17 protein-coding genes are annotated in these 16,057 nt (G+C 71.1%); 10 read left to right on the top strand and 7 right to left on the bottom strand.

Annotated elements, in window-relative coordinates; translation table 11 throughout:
• The first annotated feature begins 142 nt into the window (after positions 1–142).
• From ACWEOH_RS11245 to ACWEOH_RS11235, 3 genes are all read left to right on the top strand, one after another.
• A complete protein-coding gene (locus ACWEOH_RS11245) occupies positions 143–1,111 on the top strand; it encodes a TrmB family transcriptional regulator (protein WP_452030949.1) in 969 nt (322 codons plus the stop codon).
• A 175-nt stretch (positions 1,112–1,286) separates the two neighbouring features.
• Entirely contained in the window at positions 1,287–3,584 is a 2,298-nt protein-coding gene (locus tag ACWEOH_RS11240) for an immune inhibitor A domain-containing protein (protein ID WP_452030947.1), read from the top strand.
• A 117-nt stretch (positions 3,585–3,701) separates the two neighbouring features.
• The gene (locus tag ACWEOH_RS11235) at positions 3,702–4,811 is read left to right on the top strand and encodes an epoxide hydrolase family protein (RefSeq protein ID WP_452030945.1); all 1,110 of its coding nucleotides are present in this window, start codon (positions 3,702–3,704) and stop codon (positions 4,809–4,811) included.
• 260 nt (positions 4,812–5,071) lie between these two features.
• Here ACWEOH_RS11235 and ACWEOH_RS11230 read toward each other — a convergent pair whose 3' ends face one another.
• Entirely contained in the window at positions 5,072–5,485 is a 414-nt protein-coding gene (locus ACWEOH_RS11230; RefSeq protein ID WP_452030943.1) for a YybH family protein, read from the bottom strand.
• A gap of 157 nt (positions 5,486–5,642) precedes the next feature.
• Here ACWEOH_RS11230 and glsA point away from each other — a divergent pair, with 157 nt between their 5' ends.
• Both glsA and ACWEOH_RS11220 read left to right on the top strand, forming a co-directional pair.
• On the top strand, positions 5,643–6,857 hold the full coding sequence (gene glsA, locus ACWEOH_RS11225) for a glutaminase A (protein ID WP_452030941.1): 1,215 nt from the start codon (positions 5,643–5,645) through the stop codon (positions 6,855–6,857).
• Between the two features lie 136 nt (positions 6,858–6,993).
• A complete protein-coding gene (locus tag ACWEOH_RS11220) occupies positions 6,994–7,167 on the top strand; it encodes a hypothetical protein (protein ID WP_452030939.1) in 174 nt (57 codons plus the stop codon).
• 18 nt (positions 7,168–7,185) lie between these two features.
• Here the strand turns inward: ACWEOH_RS11220 and ACWEOH_RS11215 are convergent, their stop codons facing one another.
• Both ACWEOH_RS11215 and ACWEOH_RS11210 read right to left on the bottom strand, forming a co-directional pair.
• Positions 7,186–7,698 (bottom strand): methylated-DNA--[protein]-cysteine S-methyltransferase, encoded by a 513-nt coding sequence (locus ACWEOH_RS11215; protein ID WP_452030937.1) that lies wholly within the window; start codon positions 7,696–7,698, stop codon positions 7,186–7,188.
• A 29-nt stretch (positions 7,699–7,727) separates the two neighbouring features.
• The gene (locus ACWEOH_RS11210; protein WP_452030935.1) at positions 7,728–9,026 is read right to left on the bottom strand and encodes a hypothetical protein; all 1,299 of its coding nucleotides are present in this window, start codon (positions 9,024–9,026) and stop codon (positions 7,728–7,730) included.
• A gap of 140 nt (positions 9,027–9,166) precedes the next feature.
• Here ACWEOH_RS11210 and ACWEOH_RS11205 point away from each other — a divergent pair, with 140 nt between their 5' ends.
• On the top strand, positions 9,167–10,390 hold the full coding sequence (locus tag ACWEOH_RS11205) for an amidohydrolase (RefSeq protein WP_452030933.1): 1,224 nt from the start codon (positions 9,167–9,169) through the stop codon (positions 10,388–10,390).
• Positions 10,391–10,457: 67 nt separating this feature from the next.
• On the opposite strand, the gene ACWEOH_RS11200 is transcribed toward ACWEOH_RS11205, so the two are convergent.
• Complete coding sequence (locus ACWEOH_RS11200) at positions 10,458–11,495, bottom strand: hypothetical protein (RefSeq protein WP_452030932.1); 1,038 nt, start codon at positions 11,493–11,495, stop codon at positions 10,458–10,460.
• Positions 11,496–11,676: 181 nt separating this feature from the next.
• On the opposite strand from ACWEOH_RS11200, the gene ACWEOH_RS11195 reads away from it, so the two are divergent.
• Both ACWEOH_RS11195 and ACWEOH_RS11190 read left to right on the top strand, forming a co-directional pair.
• Positions 11,677–12,093: a CBS domain-containing protein gene (locus ACWEOH_RS11195; protein WP_452030930.1), complete on the top strand. Its 417-nt coding sequence runs from the start codon at positions 11,677–11,679 to the stop codon at positions 12,091–12,093.
• A 50-nt stretch (positions 12,094–12,143) separates the two neighbouring features.
• A complete protein-coding gene (locus ACWEOH_RS11190) occupies positions 12,144–12,386 on the top strand; it encodes a hypothetical protein (RefSeq protein WP_452030928.1) in 243 nt (80 codons plus the stop codon).
• A 54-nt stretch (positions 12,387–12,440) separates the two neighbouring features.
• Here the strand turns inward: ACWEOH_RS11190 and ACWEOH_RS11185 are convergent, their stop codons facing one another.
• The gene (locus tag ACWEOH_RS11185) at positions 12,441–12,812 is read right to left on the bottom strand and encodes a hypothetical protein (RefSeq protein ID WP_452030926.1); all 372 of its coding nucleotides are present in this window, start codon (positions 12,810–12,812) and stop codon (positions 12,441–12,443) included.
• A 112-nt stretch (positions 12,813–12,924) separates the two neighbouring features.
• On the opposite strand from ACWEOH_RS11185, the gene qcrB reads away from it, so the two are divergent.
• On the top strand, positions 12,925–14,565 hold the full coding sequence (gene qcrB, locus ACWEOH_RS11180) for a cytochrome bc1 complex cytochrome b subunit (protein ID WP_452030924.1): 1,641 nt from the start codon (positions 12,925–12,927) through the stop codon (positions 14,563–14,565).
• Here the strand turns inward: qcrB and ACWEOH_RS11175 are convergent.
• Complete coding sequence (locus ACWEOH_RS11175) at positions 14,544–14,798, bottom strand: hypothetical protein (protein ID WP_452030922.1); 255 nt, start codon at positions 14,796–14,798, stop codon at positions 14,544–14,546. The genes qcrB and ACWEOH_RS11175 overlap by 22 nt on opposite strands.
• Positions 14,799–14,965: 167 nt before the next feature.
• Positions 14,966–15,178, bottom strand: coding sequence for a hypothetical protein (locus ACWEOH_RS11170; RefSeq protein WP_452030921.1), 213 nt, complete (start codon positions 15,176–15,178; stop codon positions 14,966–14,968).
• Between the two features lie 478 nt (positions 15,179–15,656).
• On the opposite strand from ACWEOH_RS11170, the gene ACWEOH_RS11165 reads away from it, so the two are divergent.
• Positions 15,657–16,034, top strand: coding sequence for a YciI family protein (locus tag ACWEOH_RS11165; protein WP_452030919.1), 378 nt, complete (start codon positions 15,657–15,659; stop codon positions 16,032–16,034).
• Positions 16,035–16,057 lie beyond the last annotated feature (23 nt).

Here is a 16,057-nt window from a genome sequence, read left to right as displayed (position 1 = left end):
GAGGAGGCTGGTTGCCTTGCACGCTCCCACGAGTCCCCCGTTAGGGTGGTGGCGGAGACATGCCATGGCTGCCATCCGCCACGCGTGAGGATGCTTCTCGTCGTCGCGGCGCACCCAGATCCGGCACGGTGAGGAGGTGCTCGTGCTCGAGGCGATCGGACTGGACGAGACCCACACGGCCGTCTACCGCGTGCTGCTCTCGCTGCCCTCGGCCGACCTCGAACAGGTCGCCCAGGAGGCGTCGCTGTCGGTGCGGGAGGCGCGCGGCATCCTCGACGACCTCGAGGAGCTCGGGCTCATCGCCCGGCAGGCCTCGGCGCCCGACCGCGTCGTGGCGTCGCCGCCCTCGGTGGCGCTGCGTCCGATCCTGCTCGAGCGAGAGCGCCGCCTGACCGAGGCGCACGAGGCGCTCGTGCACCTCAGCGACCTGTACCGCGAGGGCGCGGCGCAGCGGGCGGCTCCCGACGTGGTCGACGTGGTGCTGGGCCCCGAGGCCGTGGTGCAGCGCCTCGGCCAGCTGCAGGCGGCCGCGAAGGACGAGGTCTGCGCGTTCGTGCTCGAGGACGTGGCGCTGCTCAGCGGTGCCGACAACACCGAGGAGGACCGTGCCCTCGCCCGTGGTGTGCGCTATCGCGTCGTGGTCGAGACGGCCGTACTCGACCGCCCGGGATTCGTCGACGTCGTGCGTGACCTCGAGCCGCTCGGAGAGGAGGTGCGCGTACTCCCGAGCCTGCCCACGCGCCTCTTCCTCGCCGATCGCTCGCTCGCGCTGCTGCCCATGTACTCGCACGGCGAGCGCAAGGTGTCGGGCGCGCTGCTCGTGCACCCGAGCGGGCTGCTCGACCTCGTGGTCGCGATGTTCGAGGAGGCCTGGCGCAACGCGCCGCGCCTCTTCGCCGAGCGCGCCGAAGTAGTGGAGCCCGTCGAGGAGCCGGTCGATCGCGACCTGCTGAAGCTGCTCCTGCTCGGGTTGACGGATGCCGCGGCCGGCGCCCAGCTCGGCATGTCGGTGCGCACGGTGCAGCGTCGCGTGGCCGAACTCATGGAGCTCGCTGAGGTCACGACGCGCATCCAGCTCGGCGCGGAGGCCGTGCGGCGCGGGTGGGTGTAGTGGCGTCGACGGGGCGTCGCGGCATCCGTTCGACGTGCACTGCAGGATCTTCGAATTCGCTGCATTAACGCGAAAAAGGTGACCGAAGTCAACATCTTCCCAAGGCGGATTCGCGGTGCTAGATTTCCCGCACTGTGCCCGGCGATCCCGGGCATTCAATCCGAAGGAGAAACCCGTGAATCGACGCACGCGCGGCCTGCTGGCCGTCGCTGCGGCGGGGGCGACGGTAGTGGCCGGTGCAGCGTTCGCACCGGCCGCGTTCGCTGCCCCCGCCAAGGACCCGGCCCCGTCGGCGGCCCAGCGCCTCGACAACCGCCCCGGTCCCCTGACCGAACGCCAGAACGAGCGGCGCAAGGCGGCGCAGAAGCTGATCCTCTCGGGTCAGGCCTCCCCGAGCGAGGACGGCGTCGTCCAGCTCGCGGGCGACAAGTACTACGAGGCAGCCGTCACCGGCACGGGTCGGCTGTTCACGATCCTGGCCGAGTTCGGCAACGAGGGCAGCGGCAAGCTCGGCACCACGCCCGGCCCGCTGCACAACGAGATCCCGAAGCCCGACCGCGATGTCAACAACAGCACGCACTGGATCTCGGACTTCAACACGGCGTCGTACGAGGAGCTCTTCTTCGGTGACGGCGAGTCGTTCGCGGACTTCTACACCAAGCAGTCGAACGGCGCGTACACCGTCGACGGCGAGGTGAGCAAGTGGGTGAAGGTGCCCGGCAACGCCTCGACCTACGGCGACAACAGCGTCGAGGACTACGGCGGCGCCTGGCAGTTCATCGAGGACGCCGGCAACGCCTGGTATCAGTCGCGGGTCGCGGCCGGCCTGAGCCCCGAAGCGATCAAGGCCGAGCTCGCGAGCTTCGACGTGTGGGACCGCTACGACCACGACAACGACGGGGACTTCGACGAGCCCGACGGCTACCTCGACCACTTCCAGGCCGTGCACGCCGGTGAGGGCGAGGACGCCGGCGGCGGCGCACAGGGCGAGGACGCCATCTGGTCGCACCGCTGGTACGTGAACTCGACCGACTACGGCGTGACCGGGCCCGAGGGCGCGAAGTTCGGCGGCGCGCAGATCGGCGACACCGGACTCTGGATCGGCGACTACACCGTGGAGGCGGAGAACGGCGGCCTCGGCGTCTTCGCGCACGAGTACGCGCACGACCTCGGCCTGCCCGACTTCTACGACACGAATGGCGGCGAGAACTCGTCCGCGTTCTGGACGCTCATGTCGAGCGGCTCGTGGCTCAACCGCGGCGGCGACGACATCGGCACCACGCCGAACTACATGGGCCCGTGGGAGAAGCTCCAGCTCGGCTGGCTCGACTACTCGATCGTGAACCCGGGCACGACGGATGCCGCGTACACGCTGAGCCCGGCCGCCCTCCAGACGGACGGCCAGGACCAGGCGCTCGTCGTCGATGTGCCGGACCAGGAGATCACCGAGGAGTACGTGACGCCGAATGGCGGCCACGCCTGGTGGACCTCCAGCGCGGACGACCTGAACACCACGCTCACGCGCACGTTCGACCTGAGCGCGGTGCGTTCGGCGACGGTGCAGGCGAAGGCCTGGTACGACATCGAGGCCGGGTACGACTACCTCTACGGCGAGTACTCGACCGATGGTGGCGTGAACTGGACGACGGTCGGCACGCTCTCCGACACCTCGAGCGGCCGCTGGACCACGCTGAAGTACTCGATCCCGGGCGGCAACGCCGAGACGCTGTTCCGCTTCCGCTACCAGAGCGACGGCGGCGTGCACCTCGCGGGCGCGTTCCTCGACGACATCGTCGTGAAGAACGGTGGCACCACGCTGTTCACCGACGACGCCGAGACGGGCGAGAACGAGTGGACGGCCGAGGGCGGCTTCAAGATCAGCACCGGTTCCGAGACCTCCTCGGGCGACCGCTACTACCTGGTCGAGAACCGCACCTACGTCGGCTACGACGACACGCTCCGCACCGGGCCGTACCAGTTCGACAAGGCGTACACGGCGCCCGACCACGTCGAGCGCTTCCCCTACCAGGACGGCATGCTCGTCTGGGCGGTCGACGAGACCTACACCGACAACAACACGATCGACCACCAGGGCCACGGCCTGGCGCTGCCGATCGACGCCCGTCCGGCGAAGTTCACGTACCCCGACGGCACGGCGCCGAGCAACCGCCGACAGCCGTTCGACGCGACCTTCGGGCTGAAGAAGTTCGATGCGGTGTCGCTGCACAAGGAGGTCCTGGTCGGCAAGGGCAAGAGCCAGACCGTGGAGTCGGTCGAGGCCGTGGGCACGACCGGTTCCGAGGATCGGCAGGCGACGTTCTCCGACGCCAAGACCGACGCGTACTTCCACGCGAGCAACCCGCTCGGCGGCGTCTACGTGGCCGGCCACGGCGTCTCGGTGACCGTCACCCAGCAGAACACGGGCGGCACCATGAGCGTCATGGTGACCAACCCGGCGGTGACGCAGCAGTAGGGCAGCATCCGCACTCGCAACACCACGGCGGGCCCGTCTCCTCGGAGGTGGGCCCGTCGTTTCCAATCGGCGCACGGGGCCCGCTCGCATGTCGGCGGGCAGGCGTAGCGTCAGCCCATGAGCGAGCCGCAGCCCTTCGAGCTCCACGTGCCCGACGAGGTCCTCGTCGACCTCCGCCAGCGCCTCGCGCGCACCCGCTTCCTCGACGACTCGCCGCGCAAGCCGACGTCCGGCATGAGCGCCGCCTACCTTCGCGAGCTCGTCGACACGTGGCTCGGGTGGGACTGGCGCGAACGCGAGGCGTGGCTCAACGGGCATCCGCAGTTCACCGTGCCCATCGACGACGCGGTCGTGCACTTCATGCACCGTCGAGCCGAGCAAGCGGATGCCCCAGTGCTGCTGGTCATGCACGGCTGGCCGCACACGTTCGCGCTGCAGCTCGACTTCGCCGACGCACTGCCCGATTTCCACGTCGTCGTGGCGAGCATGCCCGGATTCGCCTTCTCGTCGCCGTACGCAGACGGGCCGATGACCGAGAAGCGCCTCGCCGCGACGATGCACGCCCTCATGACCGACGTGCTCGGCTACGAGCGCTACGTGACCTACGGCGAGGACGTCACGGCGAACGTGAGCGACCTCATCGCCGCGAGCTTCCCCGAGGTGGCCGGCATCCTCGCCACACATTCGCACTTCCCGACGTACGACGAACGCGCGGAGCTCACCGATCCCGACGAGCAGGCGTTCTTCGCGGCCCTCGCGGCGAAGCACGAGACCGACGGCGCCTACGGGCACGTGCAGTCCACGCGGCCCGACACGCTCGCCGCCGCGCTCAACGACTCCCCCGCGGGCCTGCTCGCGTGGCTCGCCGAGAAGCTCGTCGAGTGGAGCGACACCCCGCCGGGCGATCCGTCGGCCGTCGAGCGCCGCATCTCGCGCGAGCGGATCCTCACCGAGGCGATGATCTACTGGGTCACCCAGTCCATCGGCACGTCGTTCCGTCCCTACCACGAGGGCGCCGACCAGCCCGACCCGATCCCGCCGACCGACGTGCCGGCCGCGGTGTACATCCAGCGGCACGAGGCCGAGTACCCCGAATCGCTCGCTCGGCAGCACTACCGCGGGTTGCGTGAGTTCGGTCGGCTCGAGGCGGGCGGGCACTTCACGGCGGCCGAAGTGCCGGGCGAGCTCGCCGAGCGTATGCGCGCGTTCGCGGCATCCGTCTGGTGACGGTCGAGCGCGTGGTCACGGAGCGCGGTGCGGCGCGCCGGATCCGGATAGGGTTCGGATCCGGCACGCGGACGCACGCGGACCGGCGCCGGGGCACGAGGAGCTCGGCTCGGGGGGTCGAGCGGCTCCGCCCCATGGCGCCGGCCGGGGGACTCCCACCGGGGGAAGTGGGTCGAATGTCCCAATCGAAAATGTACCCCGCGCGGCTGTGAGAGCGCTCTACACGGGCCGAATGGCAGCCGAGAGCGGGCTATGGCTGCTCACGCCGCCACGGCGTGCTCCCACTCGATGAGCCACACGTCGTCGACGCGCCGCAGCGCGACGGTCGTCGTCAGCGTCATCCGCACCCGCGCCTGCATCCAGGCGCGCACGCTGACCTGTTCGACGCAGTGGCAGATCGCCTGGTCGCCCGTCATTCGCACTTTCTCGACCCGTGTCGACCAGCGAATGCGTCCCTGCAGCAGCTCGAACCACTCCCAGAGCCGCGAGGCGTCGCGGCCGGGGTCGGCGATGCGCGTCACCGGCGGCGTCGGACCGACGACCGGCGCGCCCGGAAGGTAGCGGGCGGCGAGCCAGTCGGCGTCGCGCGAGCGCATCGCCGCGGCACGCTTCGACACGATCCACGCGACCTCGGCCTGGTTGATGCGGCGCTCGTGTTCGAGGCTCGTGAGCATGGCGGTTCCCTCCGTTGCGTACTGGTCGTCTGCTGGTACGACGAAGGCGGATGCCGCGAATCGACCGGATGCCGCGATTCGACCGGCGTGATCTCGTACCTACGCTTCACGAGCCCGACTCGTGACGCGCGGCATCCGTGCCCCATAGGCTGACCGCATGCCGGTCGACCTGCATCATCCGGTCCGCGCGACGCTCGACGCCGTGCTCGACGCCGCACGTCCCGACACGAGCGGCGAGGTGGCGTCGTACATCCCCGAGCTCGCGAACGTCGAGCCCGAGCGCCTCGGCATCGCGCTCGTGAGCACGCGCGGCGACGTGCACGACGCCGGCGACAGCGACGAGGCGTTCACGATCCAGTCGGTGTCGAAGCCGTTCGTGTTCGCGCTCGCGCTCGACGCGCTCGGCGTCGACGAGGTCACGAAGCACGTCGGCCTGGAGCCGAGCGGCGAACCGTTCAACGCGATCAGCCTCGAGGCGGCATCCGGTCGCCCGCTCAACCCGATGATCAATGCCGGCGCGATCGTCACCACGTCGCTCATCGCGGGCGACACCGTGGAGGACAAGTTCGGCGTCATCCGCTCGGGCCTCGAGCGCTTCGCGGGCCGCGACCTGGTCGTCGACGAGGACGTGTTCTCATCGGAGGCGCGCACCGGCGACCGCAATCGCGCCCTCGCCTACCTCACGAAGTCGGCGGGCACGCTCGCCGCCGACGTGGAGGTCGCGACGACCGCGTACTTCCGCCAGTGCTCGCTCTCGGTCACCGCACGCGACCTCGCCATCATGGCAGCGACGCTCGCGACCGGCGGCGTGAACCCGGTGTCGGGCGAGCGCGTGATCAGCGAGGATGCCGCGCGCTGGACGACCGCGGTCATGACGAGCTGCGGCATGTACGACGAGTCGGGCCACTGGATGGTGCACGTCGGCCTGCCCGCGAAGAGCGGCGTCGGCGGCGGCATCGTGGCGGTGCAGCCGGGCCAGTTCGGCATCGGCACGTTCAGTCCGCGGCTGGATGCACGCGGAAACAGCGTGCGCGGCGTCACGATGCTCGAGCGCCTCTCGTCGCAGTTCGGGCTGCACATGCTGGCCCACCGCGGCGATGCGCTCTCGCCGATCGCCTCGCTCACCACGTCTGACGGCGAGACGGTGGCGACGCTCCGCGGCGAGATCTACTTCGCGGCCGCCGAGGAGGTGCTCACCCGACTCGCTCCACTCGTCACCGACGACGGATGCCTCGTGCTCGACTTCTCGGGCGTGACCCGGGTCGGCAGTGCGGTGCGCCAGCTCTTCCACGCGCTGCCGGCGGCCGTTGGAGCGCGTCCCGACGGGTCGCCGCGAGTCGTCGTGCTCGATCCCGACGGGGTGCTCGGCTGACCCGGATGCCGCGGCGGCCCCGGCTCGGATGAACAGCATCCGAACTCGCGCGGTCGGTGGTCGCGGCATCCGTTCGGACGGAGGAGACTGGCTGGAGCGAGGAATCCTCGCACCGGCGCGAGCGAAGGAGGTCGCCATGGGTCGACGCGACCACGACGAGGTCGAAGCGGGCTACGAGGAGATGCAGCGCGTCGAAGGCGAGGACACGCTCCCCGGTCCCTCGCGAGCCGACGAGGACGGCCGCAACGCCGCCCGCCGGGCGGCATCCAGTTGGGGCGCGCCCTGGGTCACCAGCGACGACGAGCGGTGACGCGAGCGACGTCCCGGCTCAGAACAGCCGCCGCTGCGCCACCACCTCGGCGCCCTCGAGCTCGAGCAGCAACCGCTTGCGGTCGAGCCCGCCCGCGTATCCGGTGAGCGAGCCGTCGGCGCCGACCACGCGGTGGCACGGCACGAGGATGCTCAGCGGGTTCCGCCCGACCGCACCGCCGACGCGACGCGCGAGGTTGCGGTCGCCGAGGCGCTCGGCGAGCTCGCCGTAGGTGGTCGTCTCGCCGTAGCGGATGCCGCGCAGCATCCGCCACACCGTCAGCTGGAACTCGTCGCCGACCGGCGCCATCGGCAGGTCGAACTCGGTGCGGCGACCGTCGAGGTACTCGGCGAGCTCCGAACCCAGCCGCTGCACGAGCGCGTCGGAGTCGCCGTCGACCTCGACGCCGAGCGAGCCGGCAACCGGCGGATGCCAGTGCCCCGGGAAGTAGATGCCCACGAGCGCGTCGCCGTCGGCGACGACCAGGAGGTCGCCGATCGCGGTCGGCAGGGTGGCGTGACGTCGGGACACGTCTTCATCCTCTCCCCGACCGAGGCGCCTCAGAACCCGCCGCCGTCGCCGCCCCCGACGCCGCCGCCGTCGAACCCGCCGAAGCCACCGCCGTCGAACCCGCCGGCCGTCCCTCCGTCGACCCCGCCTCCGCCCGGACCGACCGTTCCGCCGAAGCCGGCGTTGCCGTAGTAGTACGCACTGCTCCACCCGCGGTAGTCGCCGACGAGCGGCACGCCGAAGCGGCCGTCGTCACGCATCCACGGCGCCTTCGCCCCGACGCGGATGGGCTGCGACAGCTCGGTCGTCACGATCGCGAGACACGACACGAGCCGATCTGCCGTGAACGGCTCCGTCGACCGGTACCAGGCCGGCGCACCGCCCGAGCCCTCGGCCACCTCAGCGATACGCCGGATCGTCCCCTGCTCGTCGAACAGCACCGCCCACGGCAGCACCTGCTCACCGGAGGCGAGCGTCGGCACCTCGGCCGTGGCGATGATCTCGCGCAGCTGGTTCGCCCGCTCGCGCAGCAGCAGTCCCGTGGCGTTCAGCGGAATCCATCGCGGCAGCAGCAGGCGCAGCCCGAGCGAGATCGCCCCGATCACGATCGCGCTCCACGCGATCGACGCGGACGTGGCATCGAGCCCGACCGAGAGGAACCCGAGCACCAGGCCGACCAGGCTGCCGACCGTCCCCACTCGGAAGCGCGCTTTCGGCCTCGGCTCGCGGTACCACCCGATCGCCTCCCTGAACCGATCGCCGGTGAGCGCGGCGAGCGTCCCGTTCCTGGTCACGACGCGATCCACGTCGACGCTCGTGCCGGGCACCGGCTCCCGGGGGCCACCCGTCATGCCGGGCTCGAACACCGCGGCGACGACTCCGCCCTCGCGTTCGTACGTCCCGCCGCCGGCCAGCACGCCGGCCGCCGCCCGCTCCGCCTCGGCGTTCGCGGTGCCGAAGACGAGCCGCACGTCCTTCGGACGCACACCCGCGGCATCCGCCCCCGCTCGCCGGTCGTCGATGGTGATGACCCGGTCGCACGCGAGCTGCACGACCGTCGCGGCCAGCCACCGTCGCGACGCCCCGCCCGAAGCGAACCCCACCGACATCAGCCCGGCCGTCTTCGGATCGGTCACCTCGATGAGGCCCGTCGGCTCGGGCACGCGCAGCCACATGACGACGAGCGATCCCACCGCGACCGCGGCGATGACCGAGGCGATCAGCGCGAAGATCGGCAGCAGCGCCGGCGCGAGCGCCGGTGCCTCCAACGCGTACGAACCCTCTCCTGTGCCGGCGGTGCCCAGGTGCCCTGCCACCTGGTGCAGCGCCGGGACGAGCACGCATCCCATGACCCGCACGCTACTCCCGCGCGGCATCCGGGGCCATGCGTGGAACCGCGCATTCCGTGTGTGCCCTCCGCCCCAATTCGAGGGTGGGATCGGGCGATCGGATGCCGCCGCGAACGCCACGCACGCGAGAGAATCGCCCCATGACCGCGAACGCCGAGCTCGCGCATGCCATCGAGGCCATGCCGCTCGTCGACCACCACGCGCACAGCCTGCTGCGTCCGCCGCTCGCCGAGCGCGACCTGCTCGACGCGCTGACCCAGGCCGAGCACGCGACCGACCGTGCCACGATCCTCGACAGCCAGCTCGGATTCGCCCTGCGCCGCTTCTGCGCCCCGGCGCTCGGGCTGCCGCCGTTCGCGGATGGCGCGGACTACCTCGCCGCCCGTGAGCGACTCGGCTTCGACGAGGCCACCCGCCGGTTGCTCGGCGCCTCCGGGATCCGCACGTACCTGATCGACGACGGCCACGCGCCCGAGCGGCTCCTCTCCGACGCGGAGCTCGCCGAGCTCGCCGGTGGCGCCGGTGGCGCGGGTGGCGGCGGTGGCGATGGTGGCGCCACCGACGACGTCCGCGTCCACCGCATCGTGCGCCTCGAGACGCTGGCCGAGTCGGTCATGACGGATGCCGCGTCGGGCGCCGACTTCGTCGACCGGCTGGTCGTGGCGCTCGAGGTCGCCGCCGCGAGCGCGGTCGGGTTCAAGACCGTCGCCGCGTACCGGGGCGGACTCGCGCTCGATCCGGCGAAGCCCTCGCCCGCAGAGCTGGCGGAGGCCGCCGAGGCGTGGCACGCGGCGAGCCGGCGCGGCGGCGCGGCATCCGTGCGCCTCGTCGACCCGGTGATCATCAGGCACCTCGCGTGGTGGGCGCTCGAGCACGGCGACGCCGGCGGACCCGCCGTGCTGCAGGTGCACGTCGGCTTCGGCGACCCCGACCTGCGGCTCGACCGGGCCGACCCGTTCCTGCTGCAGCCGTTCATCGCGGCGACGCAGGCGACGGGCGGGCGGATCGCGCTGCTGCACTGCCACCCGTACCTCCGCGAGGCGAGCATGCTCGCGCACCTCTACCCGCACGTGTTCCTCGACGCGGGCCTCGCCCTCGCCCACGTCGGCGCGAACGCCGACACGCTCGTGCGCGAGTCGCTCGACCTCGCGCCGTTCTCGAAGGTGCTCTTCTCGACCGACGCGTGGGGCGTGCCCGAGCGCGTGCTGCTCGGCGCCGCGGTGTGGCGCGACGCGACGACCCGCGTGCTCGGGTCGTACGTCGCCGACCACGGCTGGCCCGTCGACGAGATGATCCGCATCGCCGAGCTCATGGCATGGCGCAACGCCGACACGCTCTACGGGCGCTCGTTCCTCGAGCGGTGAACGGATGCCGAGCCACCTCGATCACACCCGGACGACTCTCGAAACCGGCGGTCGCGATGGACGCCGATCACCCCTGCAGCGTCACGACGTACTCGACGCTCGAGGTCCGCAGCACGATGGCTTCGATGCAGGATGTGAACCGCTTCCACCGGAACGGCGCGTCCGACCGGAACCACGTGGGTGCAACACCGGAGAGTTGCACGACCGAGCCCAGCCGGTCGATGACCGCCCATCGGTCGAAGAGCACGGCCCACGGCAGCAACCGCTCGCCGTCGGCGACCGACGTCGCGGGTGATGCATCGATCAGCGTCGCGACGCGTCCGGCGCGCTCCCTGAGCAGGCGGCCCGAGGAGTTCAACGGGCCGCGAGTCCATTGCATTGCGCTGATGACGACCCCGGCGATCCCGAGCACGATCGCGATGCCAGGGACGGGACTGGTCACGTAGCGGCCCAACGCCAGCGCCAGGAAGGCGAAAACGATACCGATACTGCTGGCGACCATCGCAACAGCCGGAAGCCGCGCCGCGGCGCGGTGATCGACGTACCGCTCATCCGCGCGTGCGAAGCCCGCGCGCGTCGCGTCGCCCAATCGATCCGCGATCGCACCCACCCGAACGGCTGCGACCCGCATTCCCACCGCGGGATGCTCGCCGAACAGTCCACGGATGACGAGTGCTCCGGCACCTGCATCTGCGGGCCCGAATCCGGGCGGCAGCGCGGCCAACTCCAGTTGGATGTCGTCGTCCTCATCCGTCTCCCACGACCCGGTCACCGCCGACCGACGATCGATCACGGCGAGCACCCCTGAGCAGGCGAGCTGAAGGATCGTCGCCGGAACCCATCGCTTCGCTCCCGTTCCCACGTACGCTACTGCGAGCACTCCGGCGGCTTCGAGGAATCTGAGTGGATCGCGGGTGGCCAGCGCGGTGTCGGTCGCAGGCTCGGAGCTCGACCGCAACATCGCCGCGGCGACCGCCGTCCCGATGCCGATCACCGAGGAAATGAGCGCGATCGCGGCGAACACCGCGAAGAGCGTGCCGGCGTCGGTCGCCAGCTGCTCCGCACCGTCTGCTCCGGCGGCTGCGTCACCCAGGTCGCGCAGCATGGTCGGGGCCCGAGATCGGCCCACGTGCTCACGGTACGACCGGCCTCCGCGCAAAGACCATCACCAGAACGGGGCACGGCCGGCGCCGCCCGCGTCAACCCCCGTGCCGTCGGCGCCCACGCTCGTTAGCCTGCCGGAACCGGATCCCAGACCCGACGGGACCCGGAGAGAGGACGAACCGATGACCGTCGCACGCGACCTCATGACCGCCGACCCGACGTGCGTGAGGGAGGACCAGACCCTGGTCGACGCCGCCCGCATGATGCGCGACCTCGACGTGGGCGCGCTGCCCATCTGCGGCAACGACGACCGCCTGCGCGGCATGCTGACCGACCGCGACATCGTGGTGAAGTGCCTCGCCGATGGCGGCGACCCACGCACGACCACGGCCGGCAGCCTCGGCGAGGGTCGTCCCGCCACGATCGGCGCCGACGACGACATCAGCGAGGCGCTCGAGGTGATGCAGAAGTACCAAGTGCGCCGCCTCCCGGTGCTCGACGGCTACGACCTCGTGGGCATCATCAGCCAGGCGGATGTCGCGCTGGCGCTGTCAGCCGAGGAGACGGGAGAGACCGTCGCCGAGATCTCCGAGGCCTGACGGGCACCGCTGCATGAAACCATCACCCCCCACATCACGAAGGAGCGACCATGACCGACTCGAACCTCTCCGACGACATCCAGCCCGTTCCCGACGACACCGAGCAGGCCGACACCGGCAAGACCGGCACCGGAGGCAGCCAGAGCGACGACGACCGCGTGGCCGCTGGCGGTCCGACGGACGAGCCCGGCAAGGTCGGCGCCGACACGCCGGGTGCGCCCACGAGCGCCGAACCGATGACCGACTCCACCGAGGGCGGCCTCGAGGGCGGCGACCCCGGCGTCGAGGAGTAGGCACCACTCCAGGTCACCCGGCCGGGACGCGTCGCGCGTTTCGGCCGGGTCATGTCATCGCGGCGTCGAGCCCACTTCGAAGACGACGCGCTCGACGCCGTCGTTCGTTTCGAGTTCGTGCCAGAGTCGCTCGGCGGATGCCGCGTCGCGCATGCCGATCGTGATGTGCCCATCGAACCCGGCGCCTCGGGGGCGGTCGCGGTCACGCTTCGGTCGGCCCGAACCGAGGTACGCCTCCTCGGCGGTGCGATCCTGGAACTCCGCGATCAGGTCGGCCACAAAGGCCAACGCGTCGGCGATGGCCTGTCCCAGGTCGTCGGGCGGCGCCCCGCCGCGCGACCCCGCAGCCGACGGATCCCGCACCTCGCGCTGCCCTCGGACCTCCTCGCGCAGCTTCACGACCACGCGTGCCTCGGTGCCGCTCATCTCGGCCTCCCTCGATCATTCGGAGTGGCTCGGTCGCGCTCAGGCTAACCGGGATGTCACAAATCGGCCCCGTCCGGCGTCGTATGGAGTGAAGGACGTTCGAGGAGCACGAATGCGAAACCACTCCATCACCGACCGCATCACCGCACGCGTCGGAGCGGCGACCATCTTCGGTCACCGCCTCACTGATCTCAGGGCCGAGGCCCGCCGCCGACGCGTGCCGAGCCACTGGACGAACCTCTTCGGGATCGTCACCCTCGCGTGCATCGTGGTCGTGACGCTCACGGGCCTGTGGCTGATGTTCTTCTACACGCCGTCGAGCGATACGACCACGTACGCCGGCGGGTACGCGCCGCTGCACGGCGCCGAGGTGTCGAAGGCGTTCGCGTCGACCATGGCGATCACGTTCGACGTCCCGGGCGGCCTGCTCATCCGGCAGGCCCACCACTGGGCGGCGCTCCTGCTGCCCGCCGCGATCATCATGCAACTGCTGACGACGTTCTTCACGGGCGCGTTCCGCCGTCCTCGTCGCGGCATGTGGGTGCTGCTGTTCCTGGTCTTCGTGAGCGCCCTCGCCGCAGGCTGGAGCGGCTATGCCCTCCCCGACGACCTGCTCTCGAGCACCGGCCTGCGCATCACCGAGGGCATCGCGCTCGGCATCCCGGTCATCGGCACCTGGCTCGCGTCGCTGCTGTTCGGCGGCTCCTTCCCGGGCCAGATCATCGAGCACCTGTACCCGCTGCACGTCGTTGTCTTCCCGGCACTGCTCATCGCGCTCGTCGTGCTGCGCGGCCTTGCCGCCTGGCGGCACGGACCCCCGCAGTTCCCCGGTCGCGGACGCACCGAGGCGAACGTCATCGGCGTCCCGCTCCTGCCGACCGCGGCCGCCCGCGCCGGCGGCCTGTTCCTCCTCGTCACGGCGCTCCTGCTGCTCGTGTCGGCGACCGTCACCGTGAGCCCGATCTGGCTCTACGGCCCGGCCGACCCCGCTGCCGCCGGCGCCGGCAGCCAGCCCGACTGGTACACGGGCTTCCTCGACGGCGCCCTCCGGCTTGTGCCGCCCGACTGGGAGTTCGTCTGGCTCGGCCGCACCTGGACGCTCGCGATCCTCGTGCCGCTCGCGGTCGTCGGCGTCTACCTGCTCGCCGTCGTTGCGTACCCGTTCGTCGAGGAATGGATCACGGGCGACCACCGCGACCACCAGCTCCTCGATCGGCCGCGCAACACGGCCACCCGCACCGGCATCGGCGTCGCCGGGATCGTGTTCTACGGCGTCCTCTGGCTCGCTGCGAGCGCCGACCTCATCGCGACGCAGTTCTCGGTGAGCCTCGAGACCGTGATCGCCACGCTGCAGGCTGCGCTCCTGCTCGGCCCCGTCATCGGGTTCTCCGTCGCCCGTCGCGTCTGCCTCGGCCTCCAGCGCAAGGACCGCGACATCCTGCTGCACGGCTTCGAGACCGGACGCATCGTCCGCCTCCCGGGTGGCGAGTACGTCGAGGTGCACCAGCAGCTGAGCGAGTCCGAGCGCGCCCGCATCAAGGTGACGGATGCCCCGCGCCCGCTGCAGCTCCGACCGAACGCGCGCGGCGCACTCACGCTCGCCGAGCGGTTGCGGGTGCGTCTCTCACGGTTCTACTTCGCGGATCGCATCGAGGTCGGGTCGCCTGAGCTCGAATCCCGCGCCGAACCTCACGATGCGGATGCCGCGGCCGCCCTGGAACGGCCGGAGGCTCAGTCGCGCGGCGTGCGGTGACCGCCGCCCAGGTCGAGGTCGTCGCCGGCCTCGAGGTCGGGACCGTCGCTCTCGGTGATGTTCGCGCCCTCCCAGAACGGGTCGACGCCGAGCTCGCGATCGTGCTCGGCCTTGAGCCGCGCCTGCTCGCGCGCGCTGTCGGCGAACGGCCGCTCGTCGGGTGGGTTCGCCTCGGCGGCACGGCGCAGCACCTGCTCGCGCTCCGCGTCGTCACGGTCGGTGGTGTCGCTCATTTCGCCCTCCGTCGGTCGATGCGCCCACGGTAACCCGTGTGGCGGTCTCCCGCACGGGGTGCAGTGCTCGAGGCACGGTCATCTCCGACGGTCGGCGTCATGCGAGTGCCGCTGCATGCGGCAGGGCGCTCAGCGCCGCCGCACGGCCGCGCCGCACTGACGGTCGGTCAGTGGGCGGGTCGGATGGTCGACGCGGTGCGGCCGTCGTGCCAGAGCGCCGCGAGGCGGTGCAGCAGGCCGGGCCGCGCAGCGCGCACAGCCTGCTCGTCGCGGTCGGCGCGGCGGTCGGCAGCGGCGCGGCGGTGCTGGTTGACACGCGCGGCGACGAGCTCGTCGTGGGTCTGCAGCGTCTGGGCGATGTAGCCGGCTGCGAGGTTCATGATCATTCCATTCGATCTGCGAGGGCGGGGGTCGCCGTCTGCATTCAGGTTCTTCGCTGAGGTGGTGGGTTCGGATCGGGCGATCGCCGTATCTTCCGAGCGGTCGGTGGACGGGGTGCCTTACTGCGAGATGGTGGGCGTACGGCGGTAGCCGTCGCGGCCGAACTGGACGACGGCCGAGGCGATCGCCGTGGCGGCGAGCGTCCCGAGGACGAGCATCGTTGCGAGCATTCGTGCACCTCCTTCGAGTGAGTGCTGTGCGGGCGGATTCCCGCTGCACACCACACTCCTCTCGATGCCGCGCGGGCGAATCCGTGGGCCATACGGATATTCGCGCCGCGCACTACCGACGTTTGGGTGCTCCACCTACCGAGAACGAATCCGCAGGTCATCCGAACCGGATGTCGATCGGGGCCCTCGCCCGTTCGACGTCACAGTGAGGGCGGCCCTACGGCATCCCCAGACGAGAGGATGAGCGATGACCCAGTACTTCCTGACCATGCCCCACGACACGGCGACGGAGCCGACCATGGAGTCCATGCAGGAGTTCGACCCCGAGGAGCTCGCCGCGGTGATGGCCGCCGTCGAGGCCTTCAACACCGCACTCCAGGACTCGGGCGCCTGGCTGTTCGCGGGCGGCCTCCACCCGCCGTCGACCGCGAAGACCGTCGACACGTCGTCGGGCGAGCCGCGCGTGCTCGACGAGCCGTTCGTCGAGGCGCCCGCCTACGTCGGCGGTTTCTGGGTGATCGAGGCGCCCGACGAGGCCGCGGCGATCGACTGGGCGACCCAGGCGTCGCGCGCGGTGCAGACGCCCATCGAGGTGCGAGCGCTGCAGGACCCGCCCGAGCTGTAGGCACTTGGGCACTCGGGCACCGT

This window comes from Agromyces sp. NPDC004153 (assembly GCF_053603635.1).
Note: the sequence above shows the minus strand (reverse complement) of the source record. Positions and strands in the feature narration are given on the sequence as shown.